The sequence below is a fragment of the Clostridium taeniosporum genome (assembly GCF_001735765.2).
Classification (GTDB): Bacteria; Bacillota; Clostridia; order Clostridiales; family Clostridiaceae; genus Clostridium; species Clostridium taeniosporum.
This window is the reverse complement of sequence record NZ_CP017253.2, coordinates 705243-731687: the sequence shown is the minus strand read 5'-3', so window position 1 is coordinate 731687 and position 26445 is coordinate 705243. Positions and strand designations below refer to the sequence as shown.

Here is a 26445-nt window from a genome sequence, read left to right as displayed (position 1 = left end):
TCTATTCCTTCCATTAATAAACTTTTTTTATATTATAATGTACATTAAAATAAATAACTAGACAGCATGCTATTTTATTTTATGAACTATTTCTCCATTGGAACCTACTAATAGTACAACTGTTAGCAGAACTCAAATCCATTGTATTTCACAAAATATCCGTCGCATATTTAACTTATTATTTATTTTCATATTATAATGTTGTCAATTCTGTTACTAATGAACATAATTTCTCAACATTTTTAGCAGCTGTAAAATTTATCAAATATTCCAATCCACTTTTTAAAACTGTAATTATCTCATTTTTTCCTTGCCAATTTTCAATGATTACATTCATAGGAACGTCATTTACAACGTTGTTTAATGCAAAAAATGCTACTCCAATATCATCTATTGCTCCTATAAATGGTATCTTATTTGGTATTATATCTGTAGGTAACGTTATATATGCAATAGCTGATGATAATATTAATTTAGTTTTTAGAGGTACTCTATTATCTTTTAATAATCTATATATTAAAGATATAATATCTGGTAAAAGAAATATATATTCTTTAAACTTTTTAGCTTTTTGGGGTAATCGATTAACTAATATATTTCTTCCTGATGAATACTTATCATTAACTTTATTTATAACAATTAATTCATTAGAGTTTTCTTTAATATTATCCTGAGCTTCTTCTACAAGGTTCTCTTTAATTAAATCTCCTTTTAGTGAAATATTAATTTCTTCTAAACTAGTCCAAAGTTCATTATCTTTTATGTATATTTCTTTTAATGTAAAATCTACAAATGGAATATCATATAATATTTTAGGAATATCTATTGATATTTTATCTTTTTCAGCACTTATACCTTTATCTTTAAAATCTTTAACTAATTTTTTTAAAATAAAACTTCTAAAAATCCTAAAGAAACCTAAATTCATTACTTTTAAATTGGATAATTTACATATTACTTTCCCATTACTTACCTGAATTATTTCAACTTTTAAAGAAAATTCTATATTAATTCCTTTTTTAAAACTTCCTTCAATTATAATTCCATTAAATATATCTATTTTATTTAAAAATAGTCCATCAACCTTAACAAATTCATTAATAATACTCAGTAAATCTTTACCTAGTAATTTAACTTTAACATTGGATATTTTCATAATATATTCTCCTTTAGTATCTCTTATAATGACTAACAAAATATTGTATTTCACTGATTTATATGTAAACTACATATAGTCTGTGCATTCTATGATTTTTCTATAAGAAAACTTATAAATTCTTTAATTTATTATTAAAATTATACTATAATTAAATAATAAATTAAATGATAGATTATTTTCCTATATATATCTGTATTAAAGTTTATAAATATATAAAAAAATATCTACTCGACTATTGATTGTCAATTTTTTTATCCATGTACCCTTTCCCAAAATAATAGTACCACATATTATTTTTTATTCTTTAGGTGGTACTTATAATACCTATAAAACAAGATATTCTAAAAATTATCCACAGATTTTAAAATATATAAATTCCTAAAGAATAAAAAAGCAACTAATTCTGTTAAACCAGTTGCTTTTCTATATTAATATTTCTTATATTACTCTAAGATAATGGTAATGTTATTTCAAATTCACTTGAATAAAACATACTGCTTACATAAAGTGTGCCACCATATTTCTCCAATAGTCCTTCAACTAACTTTATTTTTTTACTATCTATCTTAATATTACTATTAAAAAATCTAATTTTTCTTTTCTTATATAAGTTCTTCATATTACATTCTATGTTGATTATTAATTTATCTAAAATATTATAAGTTTGTATTCTTATAAAACCTTTTTTTCCATCTATGCAAGATATTATATTACTTATAACAATATATAAATCCTCATCTGAAATTTTTAATAAATTCACATCTACATTGTCATCTATAATAATACATGTATCTAACTCTATAATTGGTTTTAATATTTCTGAAATAAATCCATTCTTATTTTCATTTATTTTTATTGATAATTTCACTTTATTATTATTTTCTATAATATTTTCTAATGCTTCACCTAATTTTTTTTCTTTATTCATAAGATATAAACCATATAAATATGAAATTTCTGCTCCATAATCATGTTTTATTTTTCTCAAGTCATTATTTTTCTTTTCTAATTCACAATTTAATCTATTTATTTGTTCACTTTCTTTTTTTATACTACTAAAATATATTGCACTTATAATAAAAAATATAAATAAATTTATAATTATTATATTTTTTAATAATGGATTATCAAAATCTACAAGTCTTTTTTTAAAAATTATATTATAATAAACAAATATATTTATGGCTAAAGTTAGAGATATAAATATTTTATCTTTAACCATAAATCTATAAAATCTAACTATATATTTTTTATATTTAAATAATGTATATAAACAAATATAATTTAACATGAAAACTATTATATACATTGTATTAAGCAAATATATTTTTTCTAAATTTAATAAGTCTATGTATGGATAAAATATTCCAATAATTATTACTGATAATATTACTATTAATGCATAAATGCTGTTACATATAATTTGGGCTGTCTTAAAATCATTTTTATACAAAATTCCTACTGTAACAATATATAACATACTATTATAAATAATATTATAATTATAATTAATATTTAAGCTTTTAATTATTATAGATACAATTGATATGAAAAATACTATTATACTTAATTGTTTTTTTTCTTTTTTACTATCTTTTTTAACACAAGAATTCACAATATTTAATATAACTAATGCTTCTAAAAAAAGTTCTATTATACTTCCTAACATTATAATCATTGTTTTCCCCTCTATATGTAATAATTAATAAAAATATTAAACTTAACAATAAAGTGTTGATATAATATCAACACTTTATTATTAATATGTATGATTTATAGGCAAAGTTATTTCAAATTTTGTAGAAATATCATTACTTGATAATTTTATATTCCCACCATTTTTTTCTATTAATTCTTTTACAATACTTAAACCATATCCATGATTTTCTTCAGCATTATTTTTTGTAGTAAAACCTGGTTCAAATATTCTAGAAATATTTTCTTCTTTAATTTTAGGTCCATTATTTTCTATAATAATAACTACAAAATTTTCTACATCATAGGTTTTTATAATTAAAATTCCTGATCCCTTCATAGCCTTAACAGCATTATTTACTATATTAGATATTATCCTATAAAGCTCTATTTCTGTTATTTTTACATTATTAACGCTACCTTCATCTTCTATTATTAAATTAATGTCTTTATTATTTATTTTTCTTACTATATTGTTGATTAAACTATTATCTTCGTTTATCTTAATATCAGCCTCTACATTATTTTGATTAATTATATTTTTTAGTTTTTCTCCAATTTTATCAATTCTTTTCATACAATAAAGGTCATACATATATTCAATTTCTTTTGCATAACCACCTTGAATTGTTGTAAGTTCTACATTTTTATCATATAAACTTTTATTCAAGTCAAGTATTTTATGCCATTTAACATCTATCTTAATAAAATAAATTATAATTATTGCCAAAAACAACATCAAATTTATATTTAATAAAATTTTTAATGCCTCAAATTCATTTTTATAAAAAATAAAATAAAAACCTATTATAAAATCTAAAGAAAAATTTACTAGAATTATAGTTATAATAGATGGTTTTATTGATAAAATTTGATTGTGAATTCTCTTTATTTTTTCTATATATTTTAATATTAAAATTCCCATTATAAAATGTGGAATATATACTACACAAACCATTAAAATTTCTTCATATTTAAATACCTCTAATTTTTTTAAATATCCAAAAAATAAATTTCCAAATATATTCACATTAATTGCTATAAAAAAATAAATTAGTGTATACGAAATCAATGAACTATAAATATTCTTCCTATACAATATACAACTAATAAAAATTATACCGAAAGCATGTATAATAAAAACACAAATAGATAGGTTTCCAAATAAATAATTTAAAATATACATTGATAGAAATACAACTATAGTTGAACATATCTTTTCTATATTATTTTTTTTATACTTATCTTCAATACAATAGTCTATTACGTATACAAAAATAATAGATTGCAAAATAGAATTTAATGTGTCTACTAAATTTATTACCAAATTACGCCCTCCTACTTCTTATATCCTTTATCTCATTTTTTTCATTGATTCAGGCATATCTTCTATACCAACTGAATATGCAGAAGCTGGTGTAGCAATTATAAATTTTTCAGTTAATTTCATTAAAATTTTTCCTATTAATCTTTTCATTATTATCATCCTCCTAAAATATACGATAATTTAATATTCTTTACTTCTTTTCTCTTTTATTAAACATTAATATAGACTGAAATAAAATTGTCCATGTTATAAGTTCATATAAATTGCTATACTTATATAAAAATATAGAGCTTATTCCTAAAACTGATGAAATAGAAATTCCTAAAACTCTATTTCTTTTTATAAGTTCGAGGCGCGTAATTGGCATTTTATCATTTAACACTGGTGCTGTGTTATATATTGAAAATAAACTAATCAATATTAAAATAATGTTACTTATAAAGTTAAGTTTACAATTTAAACTTAGTAATATAACACCAGTAGTTATAAGCATTGTTGCTATAAAACATTTCATTTGGGTATCCTCATGATAGCCTCCAATAAAAGGCTTGGTTACACACATTATACCTATTATTATGATGCTTTCTTTCCAGTACCCACATAAAGAAAATAATATTATTATTGATATTAATTTTACTAACTCAAAAAAGAATACTGTTGTTGTATATTGAATTTGTTCACACTGTTCTTCAGTATACCCGTTATGTTGACAAATATCTTGCACAAATTTTTTTATAAACTCTCTAATCATATTATTTCCATCTCTTATATTTCATATTTTATTATATTATACTATTAATTTACATTTTTTACAATAAAAATTGTAATTTTTAAAGATTATGTAGCTTTTCTAAATTGTTTTTTGTAAATATTCTAAATAATTGTACTAATATATAATATTTATCATTTAAATGTAATAAATCTTATCATTTGGATATAAACATAAATTTGGATATAAACATAAAAAAGATGAATTTATATTTAAAAATATAAATTCATCTTTTTTTATAAAACACATTATTTATTCTAATTTTAAGCTTCTATTTCTTCCATTTTTTCTTTCTTAACGATATCATTTTGACCGCTAAGTAAAAATCCAACAATTTTTTCACCATACGGAAGACACACTTGAATAAATGGTCCTAATGTCAACATTGATATTACAGTACCAAGTCCCACTATTCCACCTAATAAATATCCTCCAATTAAATAAGTTGCATCTAAACTCATTCTAATCCATCTATATTGAAATTGAGTCTTATCCTTTATAATAAAAGGAACAATATCATTAGGAGCAACTCCTAAGTTACTTGCAGAAAGAATTGAAAACCCTACTGCTATTATAAGTTGTACTAAAACTACTATTAAAGCCTTTACAAACATGTTATGATCTTGTATGTTAAATCTTGAAAATATATCAATAGCCAAATCTATAACATATCCAACTCCTATAAGAGATATAAAAGTACCAATATTTATTTTCTTTCTATCAACTAAAACAATTCCTATAGTTAATACAAATAAAATACATCTATTTGCAATTCCTGGGGTAATATTAAGTAAATTTGATAATCCTTGAGTAAATACAGTAAATGGATCCGATCCAATATTAGTTACTATTGATAATCCTACTCCAAACTGAATTATTGACATTCCTAAAAAAAACAGAATTAATCTTATAAATAATTTTTTTTGATTCATGGTTTTCATCCTTTTCTTCATTTTTATCTCATTCATTGCTACATATAATTCTCACACTCTATACGATACCATAAAAATTTTTTTTAAAAAACAAAAAGTATTTTTATTTTACATTATCATATGAATTTTGTCAAAAACATTCAAAAAAAATCATTTTAATTCACAAGCTGAATCCCATATTTTTTTTAAAAAATCACTTTATTAAACTATAATTTTAAAATCTTTTAAATTTATTCTGTATTCGTTTAACATATCTATTACAGTATTTCTTAGCATATTCTCATTAGATTTTTTATTAAATATTTTTATTTCATTTTGTATAGGTTTTAATTTTTTATTTTCTTTATATTTTTTATTTAATATTTCTGCTGTTTTTACAAGTAAGTCATCCCAATTTTCTACTTCAACAACATTATCATTTAATCTAAATGCTTTTGGATTCTTTAGAGAAAAATCTTTGAATATTTCTATTCCTTTATTTTCTATATTTTCTTTAATTTTATTATCTTTTTTATCATCAACTTTACTACATGCTACTTCTTTATCAATTATTTTTTTATTGCACAACTCATTTTTATTAGATAAATTTTCTTCTGATATCCATTTTGCATAATTATCTATATCTTTTACCATACCATATACTTCCACAGATATTTTTCTATGGGATTCACTTAAAGAAAAATTTCTATTTTCTTTAATAATTTTACTTGACTCATCTTCTATATAATCTATTGTATTTTCTAAAGTATTTACTAAATTTAATAAGCTTTCCTTTATTTTCAAAGACATTTCTGGAAATTGTTTAATTATATATTTTACAGTGTCTTTATTTAGTATTGATAAATCATTGTTTCTATTTTTAATTTCTTTTAATTCCTTCTCATTATTCTTTTCTTTTTTAATTTCTTCAGCAAACATTTTATTAGCCTCTAATTCTGCACTATTTTTTCTACTAAAACTAGGTCTTATCATAATTACACTCCTTAAATACAAATTAAATTCTTATTTATATTTATTTTACCATATTTTTCCTTTTATGAAAATAGAGTGTTACATAAAAAAGAGTAGTTATTATAGAAATATATCTATATAACTACTCTTAATAACTTATATTAGTCTAAAAATATTTTTAAATCATCATCAACATTAGTTATTCCACAAATTCCAAAGTTGTCTACTAATACCTTAGTTACATTTTTTGATAAGAATGCTGGTAATGTTGGTCCTAAATGAATATTTTTAATTCCTAAATGTAATAGTGATAAAAGTACTATTACTGCTTTTTGTTCATACCATGCTATATTAAAGGCTATAGGTAATTCATTTATATCTTCTAATTCAAACACTTCTTTTAATTTTAAAGCAATTACAGCTAGTGAATATGAATCATTACATTGCCCTGCATCTAATACTCTTGGGATTCCTCCAATATCGCCTAATTCTAATTTATTATATTTATATTTTGCACATCCTGCTGTTAATATTACAGTATCTTTTGGAAGAGCCTTTGCAAAATCTGTATAGTATTCTCTTGATTTATGTCTTCCATCACAACCTGCCATAACAAAGAATTTCTTTATAGCACCACTTTTCACTGCATCAACAATTTTATCAGCTAATGCTAAGACTTGTGCGTGTGCAAATCCACCAATTATTTCTCCATTTTCTATTTCAGTTGGTACTTCACATTGTTTTGCTTGTTCTATAATAACTGAAAAATCCTTCTTTCCATTTTCATCAGCTTCAATATGAACGCATCCTTCAAAACCTGATGCTCCAGTTGTATACATTCTGCTCTTATATTCATCTTTGTCAGTTGGTGGAACTATACAGTTAGTAGTCATAAGAATTGGACCATTAAAACTTGTAAATTCTTCTCTTTGCTTCCACCAAGCATTTCCATAATTACCTATTAAATTAGAATACTTCTTTAAATGTGGATAATAATGAGCTGGTAGCATTTCTGAATGAGTATATACATCTACCCCTGTTCCTTGAGTTTGAATTAATACTTGTTCTAAATCTTTTAAATCATGTCCTGATACTAATATTCCTGGTTTTTTTCCTACACCTATGTTTACTTTAGTTATTTCAGGATTTCCATAACTTTCTGTATTAGCTTTATCTAAAAGAGCCATACCATCAACGCCTACTTTACCTGTTTCTAAAGCTAATGCCACGTATTCATTTAAAGTTACATCTTTGTTATTAGTAGATGCTAGTGCTCTTTGCATAAACTCAGCTATTTTTTCATCATCATGTCCTAAAGCATTAGCATGTTTCATATAAGCTGATAATCCTTTTAATCCATAAATTATAAGTTCTCTTAAACTTCTTATATCTTCATCCTCAGTAGATAATACTCCTATAGTAGGTGCTTTAGCTTCCATTTCTTCTTTTGTTTCGCATATAAATAGAGCTGCTTCACTAAAATTAGATTTATCATTCATTTTAGCTAATAAATCTTTTTTTAATTTTATAGTCTCCTTTATTCTTATATAAAAAATTTCATTATCAAAATTAGCATTTGTTATTGTAGTGAAAAGGTTCATTGTTACCATATGATTTATAGAACTTGATATATTAATACCTTCTTCTCTTGCTTTGGTTGCCACTTCTGCTAATCCTTTAGTTACATATACTAATAAATCTTGAAGTCTTGCAAGTTCAGGTGTTTTTCCACACACTCCTTTTATAGTACAGCCTGTACATCCTGCTGCTTCTTGACATTGAAAACAGAACATTTTATTTTCCATAATAAATTTCTCCCTTATCTTTTTATATTTTTAAAATTATATATCCTTAAATAAAATTAATTGCAGAAATTAAATTTATTTTATTTACTTCTATATTTAAGTTTTAATATAGAGTTATTTTTTATTTGGTATGATTAAATTTTATATGGAATAAAAAAAACATTCCGTAACAGTTGTTACAATTTTGTTTTTATTTAAATAAAAGTTATACAATTTAATATTAAGATTATCATTAACTTATTTCTTATTTATATAAATTTTACTTCATAAAAATAAATAAGAGATTTTAATTGTTAAAACTAAAATCTCTTACTTCTATTTATATATAAGGTATAGTTGCTTTTTAATATATTATAATTTTCTTCATTAATTATTATCAATTAATATCCTTGTGTTTGTTCACCTTTTAAAAGACCAACAGCTCTGCTTGTTCCAATTCTATCGCATCCTTCATTTATAAACATTTTAAGATCTTCTATTGTACTTACTCCACCTGCTGCTTTAATTTTAATATTTGGTCCAATGTGTTGTTTAAACAATTTCACATCTTCTATTGTTGCTCCACCTGTTCCAAATCCAGTTGATGTTTTTATATAATTAGCTTCTGCATCTGTAACTGCTTTGCACATAGCTATTTTTTCTTCTTCTGTTAAGTAACAAGTTTCAATTATAACTTTTAATATTTTATCTCCTATAACTTCTTTTAGAGCTCTTATCTCTTTTGTAACTTTATCATATTCTTTGTTTTTTACATCTGTAATATTAATTACCATATCTATTTCATTTGCTCCATCAGCTAACGCTTGCTTTGTTTCAGCAATTTTACCTTCTGTTGATGAATATCCTAAAGGGAAACCTACTACTGTACATATATTAACCTTGTCCCCATATGTTTCATGGATACGAGATATATAGCAAGCTGGTATACATATTGATGCTGTCTTATATTCTATTGATTCATCACATATCTTTTTTATATCATCCCAAGTAGCAACCGGTTTTAATAAAGTGTGATCAACATGTTTTAATATTTCTGAATTATTCATAAGTTACATCCTCATTTCTTTATTTTGTATTTACGCTTTTATTCTATGACTTTATTCTATTCTTCAAATGTTAAATTGTCAACACAAAATGTTAAAGTTAGAACATTTTAACCCTGTATTAACTAACACTATCATTATTATAGGTTTTTTATTGAGAAATACTTATTTCTTTGTATTATTTTTTTAATGATGTTAGAATATAAACAATATGTTCTAATTTATAAAATTGTTCACTAAAAAATAGAATAAGGTGATTTATAATGAATAAAAAACTACAACGTGCTAATAAAATTATAGAAATTCTAAAAGAAAAAAATGGAGCCTCTGTTAAAGAATTAGCTTCTACATTAGGAGTTTCTGAAATGACTATTAGAAGAGATTTAAATATTTTAAAATCAAATAATATAGTTAGTAATGTATATGGCGCAACTATATATAATCCTTTAAATAATATTGATAAATTAAATGCTAATTATGATCTCACAGATGAAATTGTAAAAAGAGAAAATGAAAAAATAAAAATAGGTAAAGCTGCTGCAAAGCTAATAAAAAATGATGATATTATAATCATAGATGCAGGTACAACTACAGAAAAATTAGCTAAAAATATTAGCGATGATGTAGAATTAACAGCATTATTTTATAGTATTAATATTTTAATGGCTCTAAGAAATAAAAAAAATATTGAATTAATATTCTCTGGTGGATATTTTCATGAAAATACCCAAATGTTTGAAAGTCCTGAAGGTATATCTCTTATTGAAAATATTAGAGCTACTAAAGTATTTGTATCTGCTGCCGGAGTTCATGAAGATTTAGGAGTTACATGTTCTAATAATTATGAAGTAGCAACAAAAAGAACTATAATAAATTCATCTGTAGAAAAAATATTATTAGTTGATTCAGATAAATTTGATTCTGTTAAATCCTCTTATTTTTCAGATCTTCAGGAATTTAACATTGTCGTTACAGATCAAGGAATACCTGAAAATTGGAAGATACTTCTTAAAGATATGGGGATTAAAGTTATTATTGCTTAAAGTCAATATTTCTGTTAATAACAAAAGTGGATAATTGAAAGTTATTGTTGAAAATCAAAGGTTTTATTTAATTATATTTTTTAAGATTTTCCTGAGAATATTTATCCTTCAATCTCCACTTTTAACTTTCAATTCTCAACTTAATACTTCCATATGTTTCACTTGTTTAAGGGAGTTATCCATGCATTTAAAACTTTATAATTTTCTACCAATGAACAAAAGTGGCTACCCCACGCTTTTTAGTTAATTAAATAGTTCCTCTTCTAATTTTTCTAAATCTAAAATTTTAATTATATTTTTATCAAATTCAATATATCCACCATCTCTTAAATTCATAAGTTCTCTTGAAAATGATGGTCTAGGTATTCCAAGATTAGAAGCAATTTCTTTTTTACTTTCTCTTAAAGTTATATACATACTATTTTGTTTTTTAGATAGTTCAAGAATAAAATTTATAACTTTATGCTTAATGCTCTTAAATGATATATTCTTTATTTTAGCATTAAGCATCAAAACTTTATTACTTAATATAGACATAAAATTCTCTAATAATTTTTCATTTTCTAAACATAAATTTATGATAGTTTTTCTTTTCATGTATAAAACACTACAATCCTCAAAAGCAACAATTGTAGATGGATAAGTATTTTTATTTGAAAAAATAAGAGCTTCTCCAAATACCTGATTATTAGATAATCTTTTTAAAACAATATATTTTCCACTTAAATATATTTTCTGTATCTCTACCATTCCATCTAATATAATTCCTAAAGAACTACATTCATCATCTTCTGAAGCAATAATTTCTCCCTTTTTATACAATTTAATAAAATAATTTTTATCAGATATTACAGAGCCTATCTCTTTTTCACTAAGTCCTTTAAATAAATTATTCTTAGTTAATTTATTTATTAAATCCTTCATATAAATTACACCTTTCTAAAAAGAAAAACACACATTGTTTAATGTATGTTTTTCTAAATAACTTATATTATATCATTAATAGTATCTTTATATATTAATATTTTTATTTATATTTAGCATATAATAATTATTTAAATATCTTGTATTGCTAAATCATTTTTACTAGATTTATTTTTTATTAATTTAAATACTAATCCTAATGCCATTCCACACACTGCTGGTAAAACCCATCCTAAACCTTGAGAATAAAGAGGTAATTTAGAGAATATATTTACCAAAATATCTACTTTTATTCCAGATTGACTAATAGCATCAACAATACTTACTATTCCTGTAAATAAAAGTGTTAATTTATATACTATAGGACTTCCTCCAAAAGTATTATTTAATATTCCTAATAATATAAGCATTATAGCTATTGGATAAATTGCATTTAAAACTGGTACTGATATTGCAAGAATTTTACTTAATCCCATATTAGCAAGTATCATACTTGAAAGTGCTAAAATTCTAACGTAAGTTTTATAATTTATTCTTGAATTTAATGTTGTAAAATATTCACTACAAGATGTTATAAGACCAACACAAGTTGTTAAACAAGCTACTGTAAAAATTGCTGCTAATAATATAACTCCTGGTTTACCAAATAAATAGGTCATTACATTAGTAAGAGTTTCTGCTCCTGTTTCAGTTGTTCCAAACACACTACCTGAAGTAGCTCCTAAATGCGCTAACATAGAATAAATAGCTATTAACATGGTTCCTGCAATTATTCCTGCTTTTATTGATGTTGAAATAACACCTTTTTCTTCATTAATTCCTTTAGATTTTATTGCAAAAGCTATTACTATTCCAAAATTTAATGCAGCAATTGTATCCATTGTCATATAACCTTCTAAAAATCCTTTTGCTAAAGGTGATGATAAATATTCTCCAGTTGCTAATCCATATCCACCTAATGGTTTAAATATACTTCCTATAAATACTATTGAAATTAATGATAGTAATGTTGGTGTCAAAAATTTACCTACACGGTCAACTAATTTTCCTGGTGATAGACATATCCAATAAGCAACTGAAAAGAATATAAAAGTATAAATTAATCTTGATAATGTAATTGAATATTCTTGTGGTAAAAATGGAGCTACTACCATTTCAAAAGGCAAACTTCCTGCTCTAGGAATTCCAAGACATGGACCTATTGATAAATATATTAATATTGTAAATATAATTGCAAAACTTGGATTAACTCTATTAGCTAAATTTTTAAGCCCTCCACATTTAGCAACTGCAATTACTCCTAAAATAGGAAATCCTACTGCTGTTATAAAAAATCCTAATAATGCTATCCACGTTTGATTTCCTGCTGATTGTCCTAAAAATGGCGGGAATATTAGATTTCCTGCTCCAAAAAACATTGAAAAAAGCATAAAACTCACTAGTATTAAATTTTTCTTTGATAAATTTTTCATTTTAAAGTCCCCCTAATTTTCTATTCTAAATATCAACTCAATGCTTAATGTCACCTTCAATGTCCATTTAAATTCCCCCTTTTTACATATAAAAATACCCCGTCCCTAACAAAGGGACGAGGTTAAATCGCGATACCACCCTAATTCTATAAAATGATATGATAATATATTAAAATCATTTTATAGCACTCTAATACGTACTAAATAATACGCTTTTCTTTTAACGGTGAAACTCCGTTGAAACTTACTCAATTTTCATAAAATTTCAGCTTCACTTCTCTGAGATGATCTTCGGTTATATATCGCACATTAGCTTTCATCACCCGCTAACTTTCTGTAGAACAAAAATATTACTTACTCTTTCTCTTCTTAGAATTATATTTTATTAAATCTATATTTAGATTACATCTCATTATATATTTTGTCAATATTTAGGTTTATTATTTGTCATTTTAATAATTTTAATTTCTTATTTTAAAGATTTATATAATAATTTTTAGCAAATTTTATATTAAATTACCAATATATTAAAATTACTATTACTCATTACATAATTTATACAACTAAAATACTTATTAAACATCAATTATTAAAAAATTATTTTTTGAAATCTTATTTTATGTTTAATATATTTCTAAAAATATTCTATCTAAGAACTCTATATCCTACTTGAATAACAAACTCATTATTAATATTTACTATTCTCTTTATTTTTTCATCATTAAAATTTAAATTTCTTATGTCTAATTTTCCACATAATAAAGTAGAATGTATTATTATATCTCTAACCTTATTAGGATTTTCTGTTCCATTTAAAATAGTTATACTATAATTTATCAACTTAGTATTTAATTTATCTATTTTAGCTATAATTTCATTCATTCCTTCTCTTAATTTATATGGAAATATATTTTTATTTACTATAATAGCTATTACTACTCCTGCTATTACATAAATAATTCTATAAAATAAAAGAACATGTATATTTTCTGTTAGTGATGATATACATATAGATGCAATAGAAGCAAATAATGAAATTTTCGAGTAATCCTTGAATCCATATAATAAATATAATGATAATATTAAGATCAATATAGTTAATAAACTATTATTTACTATATTGATAAATACTCCAGTAAATAATATCCCTATAACATTCCCAATTATTCTTTCCTTTATTTTCTTTAATGTATATTCATAATAAGGTTGAATTACAGACATTATGGTTATAATTGCCCAAATCACTTTATAATATCCAAGCTTTTCTCCAATGAATAAAGCTATTGTTAATGTAACTGCCATTCTTATAGAAAAATTAAATCTCATTCCTTTACGAAAGGCTTCTTTAAAACTCTCTATTTTTTCTTTTTCCCATTCTTCATAAACTTTATTTATGTCTCTATGACTTAACTGTTTTAATTCTTTTAAACTTATCTCTAGGGATTTGATTGTATTACTTATTTCATTTAAAACCTTAGACTTATTTTTATTTATGAATTCAAACAAATTTATTTCATTCTCTAATTCTTCTATGCTAATTCCATAATCAGAATACTGCAGTATAGAATCTATTATACTAATTATATTTAAAATATCATTTTTTTTAATATTGTTATTTTTATATTCAAGATGAATATTCCTTAAATAAAGATTAAAATACTCTATATTTATGTATATATTAAATTGTATTCTTCCTAAATTGGTAGTTAAATATTTTTTATGTCTTGTAATATATATTTTATATACTAGTTCTCTCATAATTGTAGAGCACTTCTTTATTAATTCTTCATCTAAATTATTAATGATAATATTATTAAGTTGATTTTTTATAATAACTAAAGATGTATTAACAGTATTTCCAAGTTTAGATTTTTCATTAGCTTTCGCTATCATATTACAAAAAACTATAACTAATACTCCAAAAATAATAGATAATACTCTAAGTGGCAATTCATTTAAATTTATACGTGCATATCCAGTAAAAACATATAACATAATAAATGGTTTATAAAAAGTTAAATCATAAGGTGAGAACATATTATACATTATTAAAAATATTGCTATAAAATTTATTATAATCCCTAAATATATATTTAATGATGAAATAAAAGCAAATACCACAATAAATGTATCAATAAATATTATACGTAAAATTTTACTTGCAGTTTTAACTTGCAAATTTTGTCTTCCCAATACTACTGATGTTAAAGCTATTGGGAAAGCTAACATTATATTTTTTATTCCAAATAACATGCTAACTCCAAACATAGTTATTGTTGCTACTGTACCATGCTTTAACATTGAATAAACATTAATATTATATTTGTTTATTACTTTATTAATAATTAACATAAATATATATTCCTTTTATTTGGTCTTTATTTATAATCCTAAATAGTAAGTTAAATATAAGTTTATTAATATTATCAAGTTTATATTTATCTTTTAATGAACTAAAATTAACACTATTTATAATTTATCTATAATTCCTTAAATTATTCATTAAATAAATTAATATTATTTTTAAAAATGGTTGTTTTATAATTTTCTAGATAAAAAAAATGAGCTATTTCTTAATAAATTAAGAAATAGCTCATAATTAAACAAAACTATCTTCTGTTGTTTTGTTGTTTTCTAGCTCTTCTACAATCGATACATCTTGTAGGTTCGTTAGTAAATCCTTTTTCTTTGTAGAATTCTTGTTCTCCTACTGTAAAAACAAATTCCTTACCACAATCTCTACATACTAAAGTCTTATCTTCCATTTTAAAATTCCTCCTTATTAATTAAAAGATTAGTATATTGATTAATATCATTCTCTAAAAGGAGAAATTTATACATCTATATTAAAAACCTTTTTATCTAACTGATAATTTAATTTTAACACTTTTTTAAAAAATAGCAAGACTTTTTTATTTTTTTATTTCTGTTATTAAAAATTTATTGCTGAATTTAATAAATTATTAGCATCAGAATCTGATACATTTTTAACTTGACTTATTTCTTCTACCAATATTTTCATTGTTTTACGCAAAGTATCTTTTTCACTAGAATTCAATGAATGTTGTTCTTTTACTTTTGTAAGATTACAAATAACTTCCAAATAATCAGTTAATGTTCCTGATTTTATTTTTTGTGTATTTATAGATGCTCTTTCTTTAAAATCAGATTTATTTAAAGCATCTAAATCATTGGTAAATTCTTCTATATTTTTCAATGCATTATCTAAAGTTTCTGCATCACTTATTAATCTTATATTTAAATCTTCTACTCTAATTACTGGTAGGGTCAATTTCATATTATTATTAAATATATGTATTTTATAATATTTTTGTTTTTCTCCTTTAAATACCATTTCCCCTATTGATTCTATTACTCCTACCCCTTGACTAGGATATACAACCTTATCTCCTATACTAAACAAAATATAACCTCCTTTTATGTTACTATTTATAGTATAACACATATTCAGTTATTTTTCATAAAATTATTATTTTATCATAAATCAAATTCAGTATCAATATATTTCAAAGCCAAAATAAGGATAATTTTTTAATAAACGATAAATAATAAAAAATATATACCATGCAATAATTTATAAGTTACACTTTAAAATGATTAAATATATAAAAAATCACCACGCTAAAATAACATGGCGATTTTTTATTATTATATTAGAATCAATTATCCTTATATATTGAATATATACTATTTTATTATATCTAATACATAACATTTAAATTCATCAAAAGTACAATTTTTAATTGAAGCACCTTTATTTATTTTTTTGCTACTAAAATTATATTCAGCAGACCCATAATTAAATCCCGGATTTGAAACAAATAAACTTGATTCTCTTACTCTATAAGAAGATTTACTTTCTAAAATTTCTTTGCAAAATTCTAAAAAATCTTCATAATTATCAATTTGTCCATTAGTACTCATTTCAACAACAAAATAAAATAAATCAGCACCACCCATTAATGGAGTCATTTTACTGTCTTTAGTATAAAATACTTTTCCTGTATTATAAAAATATTTCATAACTCCAAAAGTTAATGTTTTATATTCATTATTGATTTCTAAATTATCATTATTAATTCTCTTAATATTTTCTAATATACTTTCCCATGTAACTGATTTCTTAACCTCATTATCTCTAATTATTTGTTTAAATCTATTAAATGATTTTTCTAAATCTTTTTCTTCAATTACTAACTTTTCATTTATATGAATATTAATTTTTCCTTCTTCATATGTTAAAGTTATCTTATTACTCATATCTCTCTCCTTTTATTAATTAATAATAATTATTATAACATATCTTTTGTTATTTATAAAACAAATTATACCTTTTATAAAAATTAATTATTATATTTATCTATATGATAATTATAATTAATCTAAAATATAAAAATTCTTAATGCACTTCAATGATGCATAGTATGATTTTTCTCATATACTAACATATCCACATATACAAATAGATATTTCAATCATTTTTCTAAAATTCTGTTATTATCTGTATGAATATATTATTATTATCACAGTTAATTTTAGCTTCTATTAATATTTTAATAGAAAATCGAAATATTTTAAAAAATACTTTATAAATTATCATCAAGTAGTATAAAATAATAACGAAATACTTTATAATAATTACTTACGATGAAAAGGAGAGAAAAAATGTTAAACAAAAATTTATTAGATAAACTTAATAAACAAGTTAATTTTGAATTTTATTCTTCTTATACATACTTATCTATGGCTGGTTATGCTGAGTCAATGGATTTACCTGGCTTTGCTAACTTTTTCAGAGTTCAAGCTAAAGAAGAATTAGACCACGCAATGAAATTATATGATTACATTTTTCAAAAGAATGGAATTGTAATATTAGAGCAAATACCACAACCTGCTAAAGACTTTAAAAATATAGTTGATGTTTTTGAAAAAGGCTATGAACATGAACAATTAGTTACTAAGAAAATTTATGAGCTTGCAGATATTGCATATGAAGAAAGAGAGCATGCAACTATGAGTTTATTAAAATGGTTTATAGATGAACAAGTTGAAGAAGAAAATAATTTTAACTTACTATTAAAAAAGGTTAAAAGATTTGAAGCTAATCCTGCATCTCTATATATGATGGATGAGGAACTAGCTACTAGAACTTATGCTCCTAAAACTACTGTTTAAAAATCAAATTTAGAATAAACTTAACATATAAAAAGACTAGAACAATCAAAAAAGATATGTCTAGTCTTTTTAAATCATTTTATTTTTAAATTATCACTTCAATATATTTACTAATTTTTTTAATTTATTTCTATCAATATCACTAAATGAATTATTGTTAATTCTAACAGATGTTCCAAAATGAAAATCTTTAAATTCCTTATTTTCTTTAATTATTTCTATATTATTAAAATTTAATCCTCCACCTAAAAGTAATTTAATATGCTTAGAATTTTTTATCATTTCTTTTAATACAGGAATATTTTTCACCACATTTCCACTACCACCAGAAGTTAACACATTAGTTATTTCATTATATTTATTAAGTATTTTCATTCCTTCTATTGGATTTATTTCATCTATAGCTTTATGAAATGTCACATCTATACCATTGCAATTTTTAAGAACTCTTTCTAATTGCACTTCTGATACATTATTGTTTATATCTAACATTCCAAGTACAACTCCATTAGCACCTAATTTCTTTACTATATCAATATCTCTTACCATTATGTCTATTTCTTCATCACTGTAAATAAAGCCCTTTGCATGATTTCTTATCATTACATTTACAGGTATTTTTACATTTTTTAATACACTTTCTATAAGTGCAAAACTTGGAGTAAGCCCCCCCTCAGTTAAAGCACTTACAAGTTCTATTCTATCTGCGCCACATTCTTCTATAATCCTAGCATCATCTAATGTCATTCCTATTATTTCTAACATCATATCTCACCTCAAACTATTTAAAGGAGTCGCTTATATTACGACTCCTTATATACTTTTAATTTTAAATATTTAATTAAACTCTCATCATATTTTTAATACCATCTGCAACAAATTCAACATTGGTTCCTACTATAACTTGAGCACTATTTTTATTTAATTTAACAACACCTCTAGCTCCAATGGATTTTATTTTTTTCTCATCAATTAAGTTTGAATCTGCTAGTTCTAATCTCAAACGAGTTGCACAATTGTCAACCTTTAATATATTTTCTTTTCCACCTAAGTACTCTATATATTTTTTATAAACGTTTTCATCTTCCATGTTAAAAGTTATGTTTTCTGTAAATTCATCATCTTCTTCTCTACCTGGAGTTGGTAAATTTAATTTCTTTATTAATGCATAGAATATTAAGAAATATAATCCCCCTATTCCAAGTCCTATTGGTATTATTAATGATGGATTAGTTGCTAAATTAAAGTTTAATGCATAATCAATAACTCCTGCTGAAAATGTGAAACCATGCAATACTCCCATATAATCTACTACGAAACAAGATAAAGCAGTTAATAAACCATGTGCTACCAATAAAACTGGTGATAAAAATATAAATAAGAATTCTAATGGTTCTGTAACCCCTGTTAAGAAAGCTGTAAGAGCTAATGATATTAACATTCCAGATACGGCTTTTCTTTTTTCTTTTTTAGCTGCAAAGTAAATTGCAAGTCCTATTGCTGGCATACCAAACATCATTACTGGGAAAAATCCTGCCATAAAATGCCCTGCTGTTGGATCTCCTTGGAAAAATCTATTTAAGTCTCCTGTAGCACCATTATACTCTCCTAGTTGGAACCAGAAAAATGAATTTAAAACATGATGAAGTCCCATAGGTATCAGTAAACGATTAAATAATCCAAAGAATGCTACACCAATTGCCCCTAGTGATGCCACTCCAGCTGATGCACTTCCTAATGCATTTTGAATTGATGGCCAAACCATTCCAAGAGGTATTGCTACTATAAACCCAATTAACCCTGACATAATGGGAACAAGTCTTCTTCCACCAAAGAATGCTAAAAATTCTGGTAATTTTACAGTTCTAAACTTATTGTATGACAATCCACCTATAATACCTGCAATTATACCACCTAAAAATGAAATATTAAGTGTTGCAGCAAATCCCGCTTCATAGTTCATACTCCAATATTGTTCAGTTACTTTAGTTAAAGTCAAATAAGTAATAACACCAGCTAATCCAGCTGAACCATTTTGATCATCAGAGAATCCTACAGCAACTCCTATTGCAAATAGTAATGGTAATTTGCCGAATAACGCACTTCCTGCCGCTCCAAAAAAAGGTAATATTTGCCCCAAGAATGGTATGAAACCTAATGCTTCAATAACATCTGGTTGACCAATCCTAAGCATTAAGCCTGCAATTGGCAGGCATGCTATCGGAAGCATAAGTGATTTTCCTATACGTTGTAAAAATTTAATCATAAGTTATTCCTCCTTATAAAAATAAGCTTTATCTAAATATCTTCCAATAATTTTAATATCATTGTTCATTCTACCAATCTTCAATTACTATATTGGAAGTATATTTTTTGTAATATATTATAATAATAATTTTTTAAACTACACTATAATCCACTGGATTTAACAATCTTGCTGCTTCTTTATCTAATATAACTATTACATCATCATGAAGTTGAAGTATTGAAGCTGGAACTTCTGGAGTAACTTTCCCATAAACAGTATCATATATAGCCTTTGCTTTATTCTCTCCAGCAGCTAAAAGCATAATTTTTTTACTTTTAAATATTGATCCTATTCCCATTGTTATTGCATTTTTAGGAACATCATCTAAACTATTAAAAAATCTAGCATTTGCAATTCTAGTAGATTCTTGTAACTCAACTACATAAGTTTTCTTTTCAAAATTAACAGTTGGTTCATTAAACCCTATATGAGCATTATTTCCTATACCTAAAACTTGTATATCTATTCCACCAATTTTTCTTATTGACTCATCATACTCTATACATTCTTTTTTAATATCCTTAGCCATACCATTAGGTATGTGAATATTTTCTCTTTTAACGTTTATATAATTAAATAAATTTTCATCCATAAAATAATGATAGCTTTGATCATTATCTATAGGTAAATTTTGATATTCATCTAGATTAAATGTTATTACATCTGAGAAATCTATCATTTTATTTTCATACATTTCAACTAACTTTTTATACATTCCTATTGGTGTGCTACCTGTTGCAAGACCTAATACTGAATTAGATTTTAAAGTTATTTGGCTCATTATTAATTGAGCTGCCTTTTCACTTAATTTATCATAATTTTCACAAACTAATATTTTCATAATCTTAACCACCTCTAATTTAATTTATTAAAAATAATTCTTCCTTCTGATACTGAAAGATAGCAATTCATCTCATCATCGAAAATACATATATCTGCATCTTTTCCTATATCTAAACTTCCTTTTTTATCATCTATTCCTATAGACTTTGCTGGATTTAATGAAGCCATATTTATAACTTCATTAAGTTCTAAATTAGTATTTTCAAAGAAATTATAAACTGCTTTATTTAAAGTTAAAATGCTACCTGCTAAGGTTCCATTTATCAACCTTGCAGCACCATTTTTAACATAAACGTCTTGTCCACCCAACTCATATTTACCATCATCCATGCACCCTGCTCTCATACAATCAGTGATAAGAATTACCTTCTGTTTGCCTTTGTTATTTAATATAAATTGAAATAAACTTTTATCTACATGTATTTTATCTGCTATTATTTCGCAATATGCATCACTCATAAGAGCTGCCCCTACTACCCCTGGTTCTCTGTGATTTAAAGGAGTCATAGCATTAAACAAATGTGTTATATTAGAAACTCCTAATCTTATAGCTTCAATAGCTTGAATATACGAAGCATTACTATGACAAATTGATAAAGTTATTTTTGTATTTTCTTTAACTTCTTTAGTAAATTTATAATTCTCATCTAACTCAGGTGAATATGAAATCAATTTTATAACATCTATATGATGTTTTATAAACTCAAAGTTTGGTTTTAATATATGTTTCTCATCTTGTGCACCTTTATAAATTGAATTTATAAAAGGTCCTTCCATATGAGCTCCAATTACTTTTGCACCAATAAATTCTTTTGACATACATTTCTTTATTGTATCTAAAGAACTATAAATATTTTCTTTACTCATTGTCATTGTTGTTGGCAAAAATGAAGTCACACCATATCTACTAATTCCACTACTTATAGCTTCTATTGCTTCAACAGAACTATCCATAGTGTCACAATTACAGCTACCATGTACATGAATATCTATAAGTCCAGCTGTTACAATTTTTTGATTTGCATTAATAATTTCACAACCTTCTGGTACATCATCACATATATCAATTATTTTGTTATCAAATAAAAGAACTTTGTTTTCCAAAACACTATTTTTTGTTATAATCACTCCATTTATTATTGCTTTCATATTCAATCCCTCCTATCATTTTTTAAGTTATTTAATTATTAGCTTTATTTTTTCATAGAGTACTTTACACTATCTCATTTTCAATCTTCATGTAATACTATTTCATATTGATGTTTACCTGTTATAAATACGGAATTTGTATATTCCATTATTTCTTCTTTGTCTGTATAAACCAATCTATCTATTTTAAGTGCTAAAGTGTCATTATCTTGATTTAATAAGTCTGCTGTTAGATTATCTATTATTATTGGACTTATAACTTGTTCTGCCCTTTTAGTTTTATGATTATACCTTTCTCTATACAATTTATATAAAGAATTTTCTTTTACTAAATCCTCGTTTAAATCCTCACACATATTTTTTAATATATATACAACTTCTAATGCAAATGGATCATCGTCTATATATCTTATTCTTTCAATTCTATATATAAGAGTATCTTTATCTTTCACATTTAATTTCTTTCTTATATTTTTATTTTGAAAATCTAACTCAAATTTTAGTAATTTACTTTTTACTTTAAAACCTTTTTCACTCATTACCTCAGTAAATCCTAATAATTTTTCAAATTTATGTTTTTTCTTTTTATAAGCAACAAATGTTCCTTTTCCTTGTTTTCTATCTAACAACCCTTCAGATACAAGATTTAATATTGCTTTATTAACTGTCATTCTACTAACATTTTGGATCTTACAAATTTCCCTTTCTGGCATTAAATAATTGCCTTCTTTTAATTCACCACCTTCTATCATTTCTCTAATTATCAAAGATAATTGAGTATGTAATGGTACATTTAAATTTTTGTCTACTATTTTCAATTTTATCTCCCCCACCTTGGTATATCATATTGGTCTATACCAATTGGTCTATACCAATATAATATGATATATCGTTTTCAATGTCAATTACTTTTTAAAATAATTTTCAAAAATAAAAAGCCTAATGTAGTTTTATTCTACATTAGACTTTTTATCCTATATTTAATAATAACAAATAATTGTGGTTTTAGCTGTTATATTATCATAAATAGATTTAGCTGTACTATAAGGTAAATTTATACATCCGTGTGATCCATTATTTTTATATATCTGCCCTCCAAATTGGGATCTCCAATTAGCATCATGAAGGCCTATACCACCATTAAATGGCATCCAAAAACTTACTGGTGCTGCATATCCTGGACCTTTTAACACTGTATCTTTTTGTTTAAAGTATAATTTATAGATTCCAACCGGTGTTGCATGTCCTGCACTCATATTTCCTGTAACTATATCACTATCAGTAACTAAATATCCATTTTTATAAAACCATATATGTTGATTAGTCATATCTATTTCAACAAAAGTATCTGACAAATTAGTAAAATATCCTGATATTGCTGTTTGATAATATGATGGATTTTTAGTTAATGTTTGTCCATTTTTTATGTGATTTATTAGTGCTTTAGTTTCTGCATCAACATTAATTGCCCATCCATGATTATTTCCAGAATATCCTCCACCAACTTTTATAGATTTTCCTAAAGAAGTTTTATAAGAACTAGCTATACCTTCCACAAAATTTCTAACTTTAGATTCATCTAATATTATTGACATATTAGAATCTATTGAAATCCAATCTATTATTTTGTATTTATCTACAGTTTGTACAATTCCAGCGTAATTATAAGTTATATTAGCTGACAAATATTTATTAATTGTATTTACTGCATATATCATTGCAGGTGAATTTGAACTATATTTAGGAGTTACATAACAGTTATTTGATTCTAAATTCAATTCAGTTTCTTGATTATTTATAGCTGAAACTACCTTATTATACAATACATCTTTATTTATTTTGTTTCCTTTAACTTCTGATACAATTACATAATCATAATCTCTATATTCAAGTCTAGCACTTTTAGGTTCAATTAGATTTTTCGTATTTAAGCAATCTAAATTATCCAAACATTTATTTAATAATTGTTTATCATAGGAAACTACACTAGAATCTCCAGAATTAAGTTTTAAATTTATATCTTTACCTTTAATTTCTTCAACAGTCCCTCCCCTTTTAATTAATTTTAATACATATTCATCTGTTGAAGTGGAACTCAAAGTATCTGCATAAACATTTATAGAATTAATAAATATAATACTTAATACTAAGATTAAACTTAGAAAAGTAACTAATAACTTACTTACAAACTTATTGTAATTATCAGTTCCTATCTCCATATGAATAATCCCCCCTTATTTTTGATATTAAAGTATTTAATAATTTCTAATATAATTTATGATTATTAAATAGAATTATAATGTTTATAAAAGTTATAATTTACATTTATTATTATACATTTTTTTCCATTTGTAAAGCAATATGTTATAAATTATTTTAAAATTACTTTTTATATAAAACTTTTATTTTTACATTTTACACCCAATTATACTATATTAACTTAAATTTTATCAATATTATACATGATATATAATGTTTTTTATTTTAATTATTATTAAATTATAATAAGCTATATAATGAAATTAACTTCAAAATATAGCCTATTATAAAACTTATATACGTACTATGTTAATTATCAAACCTATCAACTTTAAAAAGTTTTAAATTATCATTAAATTCACCTAGATAAAGTTTACTTAACATTATACCACCAAGTATTGCAAAAAGTATCCCATTTGCTCCATATCCAAGATTAAACCAAAGTTTATCATTTGCAGGATCTTTTCCTATAAATCCAAGATTATCTTGCGTTGAAGTAAACGCTCCACAATATTTATATTCTATTTCAATATCTTTTATATTAGGAAACATAGTTTTTAAACGCTGCTCTAGTATAGAATATTTTTTATCAACTTCATTGTAATTGTTAATATCAGGAATAAAGTTTATATCCTCGCCACCAATTATAATTCTATTATCCATTGTTGTTCTTAGATAATTATAAGGTTCTTTATTATCTCTAATTAAAACTTTATTATAATATCCATCAAAACTACTTAATGGCTTTGTTGCTACATTAAAAGCTGTTGTTGTTACTCCAAAACTTCTATTTGAAAATAATTCTGTATGATAACCTGTTGCAACTATTATTATCTTTCCTTTTACTTTGAAATCATATTTAGTTACTACTTCTACACTATCATTATTATAAAGTACCTTTATTGCTTCTGTATTTTCATATACTTTTAATCCATTTTTAGTTGCAATATCTAATAATTGATGCGTATACCTGTACGGATCTATCTCTGCTCCTGCATTTTTAGCATATACACCAGCTTTTAAATCAAATGAAAAAGGATTATTTTTTTCATCTATAAATTCAACATCAAATCCATTTTCTTTTCTAATATTGTATTCTTCTTTTATTTGTCCTATATCACTAGACTTTGCTGTATAAAGTAAAGTATCTCGTTTTTTATAGTTACATTTATTATCGTATGTTCTTATAAATTCTTCAATTTCATCCAATGCTTTCATTCCTAATTTATAAGATTGTATTATATTTTCTTTTGTTGTATATTGCTCTAAATCCCTAACAGTACTATCAAGTTCATACTGTAATAAAGCAGTAGTTATACTAGTACTACCATATCCTATTATATTCTTTTCTAAAATTACTGAATCTATATTATTTTTACTAAAATAATATCCTAAAATACTTCCAGTAACACCTCCCCCGATAATGATTACATCAGTATCTATATCCTCTGTTAAATAATTATATTGTTTAATTATTTTATTCGTTTTAGCAAATAAAGAGTTTCCCTTAACAAATTGTAAATTCATATTTATTCCTCCATTTTAGGCATATGAAATAAAATAAAAATCT

Annotated in this window: 24 protein-coding genes and 1 other annotated feature; of the genes, 2 read left to right on the top strand and 22 right to left on the bottom strand. The window is 23.9% G+C overall.

Features of this window, described 5'->3' with window-relative positions:
* Nucleotides 1-193 precede the first annotated feature (193 nt).
* The 9 genes from BGI42_RS03550 to deoC form a co-directional block, all read right to left on the bottom strand.
* On the bottom strand, nt 194-1156 hold the full coding sequence (locus BGI42_RS03550; protein WP_069678999.1) for a YkvA family protein: 963 nt from the start codon (nt 1154-1156) through the stop codon (nt 194-196).
* A gap of 451 nt (nt 1157-1607) precedes the next feature.
* On the bottom strand, nt 1608-2837 hold the full coding sequence (locus tag BGI42_RS03545) for a histidine kinase (RefSeq protein ID WP_069678998.1): 1230 nt from the start codon (nt 2835-2837) through the stop codon (nt 1608-1610).
* Between the two features lie 81 nt (nt 2838-2918).
* Nucleotides 2919-4181: a sensor histidine kinase gene (locus tag BGI42_RS03540; protein ID WP_069678997.1), complete on the bottom strand. Its 1263-nt coding sequence runs from the start codon at nt 4179-4181 to the stop codon at nt 2919-2921.
* 27 nt (nt 4182-4208) lie between these two features.
* Entirely contained in the window at nt 4209-4331 is a 123-nt protein-coding gene (locus BGI42_RS16510; RefSeq protein ID WP_275542703.1) for a hypothetical protein, read from the bottom strand.
* 40 nt (nt 4332-4371) lie between these two features.
* Entirely contained in the window at nt 4372-4932 is a 561-nt protein-coding gene (locus BGI42_RS03535) for an accessory gene regulator ArgB-like protein (protein WP_069678996.1), read from the bottom strand.
* 281 nt (nt 4933-5213) lie between these two features.
* Nucleotides 5214-5882, bottom strand: coding sequence for a YczE/YyaS/YitT family protein (locus BGI42_RS03530; RefSeq protein WP_069678995.1), 669 nt, complete (start codon nt 5880-5882; stop codon nt 5214-5216).
* Nucleotides 5883-6083: 201 nt separating this feature from the next.
* Nucleotides 6084-6854, bottom strand: coding sequence for a viral A-type inclusion protein (locus BGI42_RS03525; protein WP_069678994.1), 771 nt, complete (start codon nt 6852-6854; stop codon nt 6084-6086).
* A gap of 140 nt (nt 6855-6994) precedes the next feature.
* Nucleotides 6995-8638: a hydroxylamine reductase gene (gene hcp, locus BGI42_RS03520; protein WP_069678993.1), complete on the bottom strand. Its 1644-nt coding sequence runs from the start codon at nt 8636-8638 to the stop codon at nt 6995-6997.
* Between the two features lie 380 nt (nt 8639-9018).
* Nucleotides 9019-9684, bottom strand: a complete 666-nt coding sequence (gene deoC, locus BGI42_RS03515; protein WP_069678992.1) for a deoxyribose-phosphate aldolase — start codon at nt 9682-9684, stop codon at nt 9019-9021.
* A 260-nt stretch (nt 9685-9944) separates the two neighbouring features.
* Here deoC and BGI42_RS03510 point away from each other — a divergent pair, with 260 nt between their 5' ends.
* Nucleotides 9945-10724 carry a DeoR/GlpR family DNA-binding transcription regulator gene (locus tag BGI42_RS03510; RefSeq protein ID WP_069678991.1) on the top strand — a complete coding sequence of 260 codons (780 nt, stop codon included), beginning with the start codon at nt 9945-9947 and terminating at the stop codon, nt 10722-10724.
* A gap of 243 nt (nt 10725-10967) precedes the next feature.
* Here BGI42_RS03510 and BGI42_RS03505 read toward each other — a convergent pair whose 3' ends face one another.
* The 6 genes from BGI42_RS03505 to BGI42_RS03480 all read right to left on the bottom strand — a co-directional run bounded on the left by BGI42_RS03505 (nt 10968) and on the right by BGI42_RS03480 (nt 17401).
* Nucleotides 10968-11648 (bottom strand): Crp/Fnr family transcriptional regulator, encoded by a 681-nt coding sequence (locus tag BGI42_RS03505; protein WP_069678990.1) that lies wholly within the window; start codon nt 11646-11648, stop codon nt 10968-10970.
* Nucleotides 11649-11779: 131 nt separating this feature from the next.
* Complete coding sequence (gene brnQ, locus BGI42_RS03500) at nt 11780-13120, bottom strand: branched-chain amino acid transport system II carrier protein (RefSeq protein ID WP_069678989.1); 1341 nt, start codon at nt 13118-13120, stop codon at nt 11780-11782.
* Between the two features lie 109 nt (nt 13121-13229).
* Nucleotides 13230-13500, bottom strand: a binding site (T-box leader).
* A gap of 265 nt (nt 13501-13765) precedes the next feature.
* Nucleotides 13766-15472: an FUSC family protein gene (locus BGI42_RS03495; RefSeq protein WP_242984744.1), complete on the bottom strand. Its 1707-nt coding sequence runs from the start codon at nt 15470-15472 to the stop codon at nt 13766-13768.
* 257 nt (nt 15473-15729) lie between these two features.
* A complete protein-coding gene (locus BGI42_RS03490) occupies nt 15730-15885 on the bottom strand; it encodes a zinc-ribbon domain-containing protein (RefSeq protein WP_003372054.1) in 156 nt (51 codons plus the stop codon).
* 167 nt (nt 15886-16052) lie between these two features.
* Nucleotides 16053-16544 (bottom strand): CarD family transcriptional regulator, encoded by a 492-nt coding sequence (locus BGI42_RS03485; RefSeq protein WP_069678988.1) that lies wholly within the window; start codon nt 16542-16544, stop codon nt 16053-16055.
* 284 nt (nt 16545-16828) lie between these two features.
* On the bottom strand, nt 16829-17401 hold the full coding sequence (locus BGI42_RS03480) for a hypothetical protein (RefSeq protein WP_069678987.1): 573 nt from the start codon (nt 17399-17401) through the stop codon (nt 16829-16831).
* Nucleotides 17402-17806: 405 nt separating this feature from the next.
* On the opposite strand from BGI42_RS03480, the gene BGI42_RS03475 reads away from it, so the two are divergent.
* Nucleotides 17807-18316, top strand: coding sequence for a ferritin (locus tag BGI42_RS03475; protein WP_069678986.1), 510 nt, complete (start codon nt 17807-17809; stop codon nt 18314-18316).
* A 93-nt stretch (nt 18317-18409) separates the two neighbouring features.
* Here BGI42_RS03475 and BGI42_RS03470 read toward each other — a convergent pair whose 3' ends face one another.
* The 7 genes from BGI42_RS03470 to BGI42_RS03440 all read right to left on the bottom strand — a co-directional run bounded on the left by BGI42_RS03470 (nt 18410) and on the right by BGI42_RS03440 (nt 26402).
* A complete protein-coding gene (locus BGI42_RS03470; RefSeq protein WP_069678985.1) occupies nt 18410-19081 on the bottom strand; it encodes a copper homeostasis protein CutC in 672 nt (223 codons plus the stop codon).
* Nucleotides 19082-19157: 76 nt separating this feature from the next.
* Nucleotides 19158-20582: a PTS transporter subunit EIIC gene (locus BGI42_RS03465; RefSeq protein WP_069678984.1), complete on the bottom strand. Its 1425-nt coding sequence runs from the start codon at nt 20580-20582 to the stop codon at nt 19158-19160.
* A 133-nt stretch (nt 20583-20715) separates the two neighbouring features.
* Complete coding sequence (nagB, locus tag BGI42_RS03460) at nt 20716-21465, bottom strand: glucosamine-6-phosphate deaminase (protein ID WP_069678983.1); 750 nt, start codon at nt 21463-21465, stop codon at nt 20716-20718.
* Between the two features lie 14 nt (nt 21466-21479).
* A complete protein-coding gene (gene nagA, locus BGI42_RS03455; RefSeq protein WP_069678982.1) occupies nt 21480-22616 on the bottom strand; it encodes an N-acetylglucosamine-6-phosphate deacetylase in 1137 nt (378 codons plus the stop codon).
* Between the two features lie 80 nt (nt 22617-22696).
* The gene (locus tag BGI42_RS16505) at nt 22697-23434 is read right to left on the bottom strand and encodes a GntR family transcriptional regulator (RefSeq protein ID WP_069678981.1); all 738 of its coding nucleotides are present in this window, start codon (nt 23432-23434) and stop codon (nt 22697-22699) included.
* A gap of 162 nt (nt 23435-23596) precedes the next feature.
* The gene (locus BGI42_RS03445; RefSeq protein WP_069678980.1) at nt 23597-24835 is read right to left on the bottom strand and encodes a L,D-transpeptidase family protein; all 1239 of its coding nucleotides are present in this window, start codon (nt 24833-24835) and stop codon (nt 23597-23599) included.
* Between the two features lie 349 nt (nt 24836-25184).
* Nucleotides 25185-26402, bottom strand: coding sequence for an NAD(P)/FAD-dependent oxidoreductase (locus BGI42_RS03440; RefSeq protein WP_069678979.1), 1218 nt, complete (start codon nt 26400-26402; stop codon nt 25185-25187).
* Between the last annotated feature and the right edge of the window lie 43 nt (nt 26403-26445).

What these genes read in the sequence shown, in the direction of transcription:
- BGI42_RS03480 (WP_069678987.1), bottom strand. Translation starts at nt 17,401, where the DNA reads ATGAGTAATAAGATAACTTTAACATATGAAGAAGGAAAAATTAATATT.
- BGI42_RS03525 (WP_069678994.1), bottom strand. Translation starts at nt 6,854, where the DNA reads ATGATAAGACCTAGTTTTAGTAGAAAAAATAGTGCAGAATTAGAGGCT.
- BGI42_RS03465 (WP_069678984.1), bottom strand. Translation starts at nt 20,582, where the DNA reads ATGATTAAATTTTTACAACGTATAGGAAAATCACTTATGCTTCCGATA.
- deoC (WP_069678992.1), bottom strand. Translation starts at nt 9,684, where the DNA reads ATGAATAATTCAGAAATATTAAAACATGTTGATCACACTTTATTAAAA.
- BGI42_RS03550 (WP_069678999.1), bottom strand. Translation starts at nt 1,156, where the DNA reads ATGAAAATATCCAATGTTAAAGTTAAATTACTAGGTAAAGATTTACTG.
- nagA (WP_069678982.1), bottom strand. Translation starts at nt 22,616, where the DNA reads ATGAAAGCAATAATAAATGGAGTGATTATAACAAAAAATAGTGTTTTG.
- BGI42_RS03470 (WP_069678985.1), bottom strand. Translation starts at nt 19,081, where the DNA reads ATGTTAGAAATAATAGGAATGACATTAGATGATGCTAGGATTATAGAA.
- BGI42_RS03545 (WP_069678998.1), bottom strand. Translation starts at nt 2,837, where the DNA reads ATGATTATAATGTTAGGAAGTATAATAGAACTTTTTTTAGAAGCATTA.
- BGI42_RS03445 (WP_069678980.1), bottom strand. Translation starts at nt 24,835, where the DNA reads ATGGAGATAGGAACTGATAATTACAATAAGTTTGTAAGTAAGTTATTA.
- nagB (WP_069678983.1), bottom strand. Translation starts at nt 21,465, where the DNA reads ATGAAAATATTAGTTTGTGAAAATTATGATAAATTAAGTGAAAAGGCA.
- BGI42_RS03510 (WP_069678991.1), top strand. Translation starts at nt 9,945, where the DNA reads ATGAATAAAAAACTACAACGTGCTAATAAAATTATAGAAATTCTAAAA.
- BGI42_RS03505 (WP_069678990.1), bottom strand. Translation starts at nt 11,648, where the DNA reads ATGAAGGATTTAATAAATAAATTAACTAAGAATAATTTATTTAAAGGA.
- brnQ (WP_069678989.1), bottom strand. Translation starts at nt 13,120, where the DNA reads ATGAAAAATTTATCAAAGAAAAATTTAATACTAGTGAGTTTTATGCTT.
- hcp (WP_069678993.1), bottom strand. Translation starts at nt 8,638, where the DNA reads ATGGAAAATAAAATGTTCTGTTTTCAATGTCAAGAAGCAGCAGGATGT.
- BGI42_RS03440 (WP_069678979.1), bottom strand. Translation starts at nt 26,402, where the DNA reads ATGAATTTACAATTTGTTAAGGGAAACTCTTTATTTGCTAAAACGAAT.
- BGI42_RS03530 (WP_069678995.1), bottom strand. Translation starts at nt 5,882, where the DNA reads ATGAATCAAAAAAAATTATTTATAAGATTAATTCTGTTTTTTTTAGGA.
- BGI42_RS03475 (WP_069678986.1), top strand. Translation starts at nt 17,807, where the DNA reads ATGTTAAACAAAAATTTATTAGATAAACTTAATAAACAAGTTAATTTT.
- BGI42_RS03495 (WP_242984744.1), bottom strand. Translation starts at nt 15,472, where the DNA reads ATGTTAATTATTAATAAAGTAATAAACAAATATAATATTAATGTTTAT.
- BGI42_RS16510 (WP_275542703.1), bottom strand. Translation starts at nt 4,331, where the DNA reads ATGAAAAGATTAATAGGAAAAATTTTAATGAAATTAACTGAAAAATTT.
- BGI42_RS03535 (WP_069678996.1), bottom strand. Translation starts at nt 4,932, where the DNA reads ATGATTAGAGAGTTTATAAAAAAATTTGTGCAAGATATTTGTCAACAT.
- BGI42_RS03490 (WP_003372054.1), bottom strand. Translation starts at nt 15,885, where the DNA reads ATGGAAGATAAGACTTTAGTATGTAGAGATTGTGGTAAGGAATTTGTT.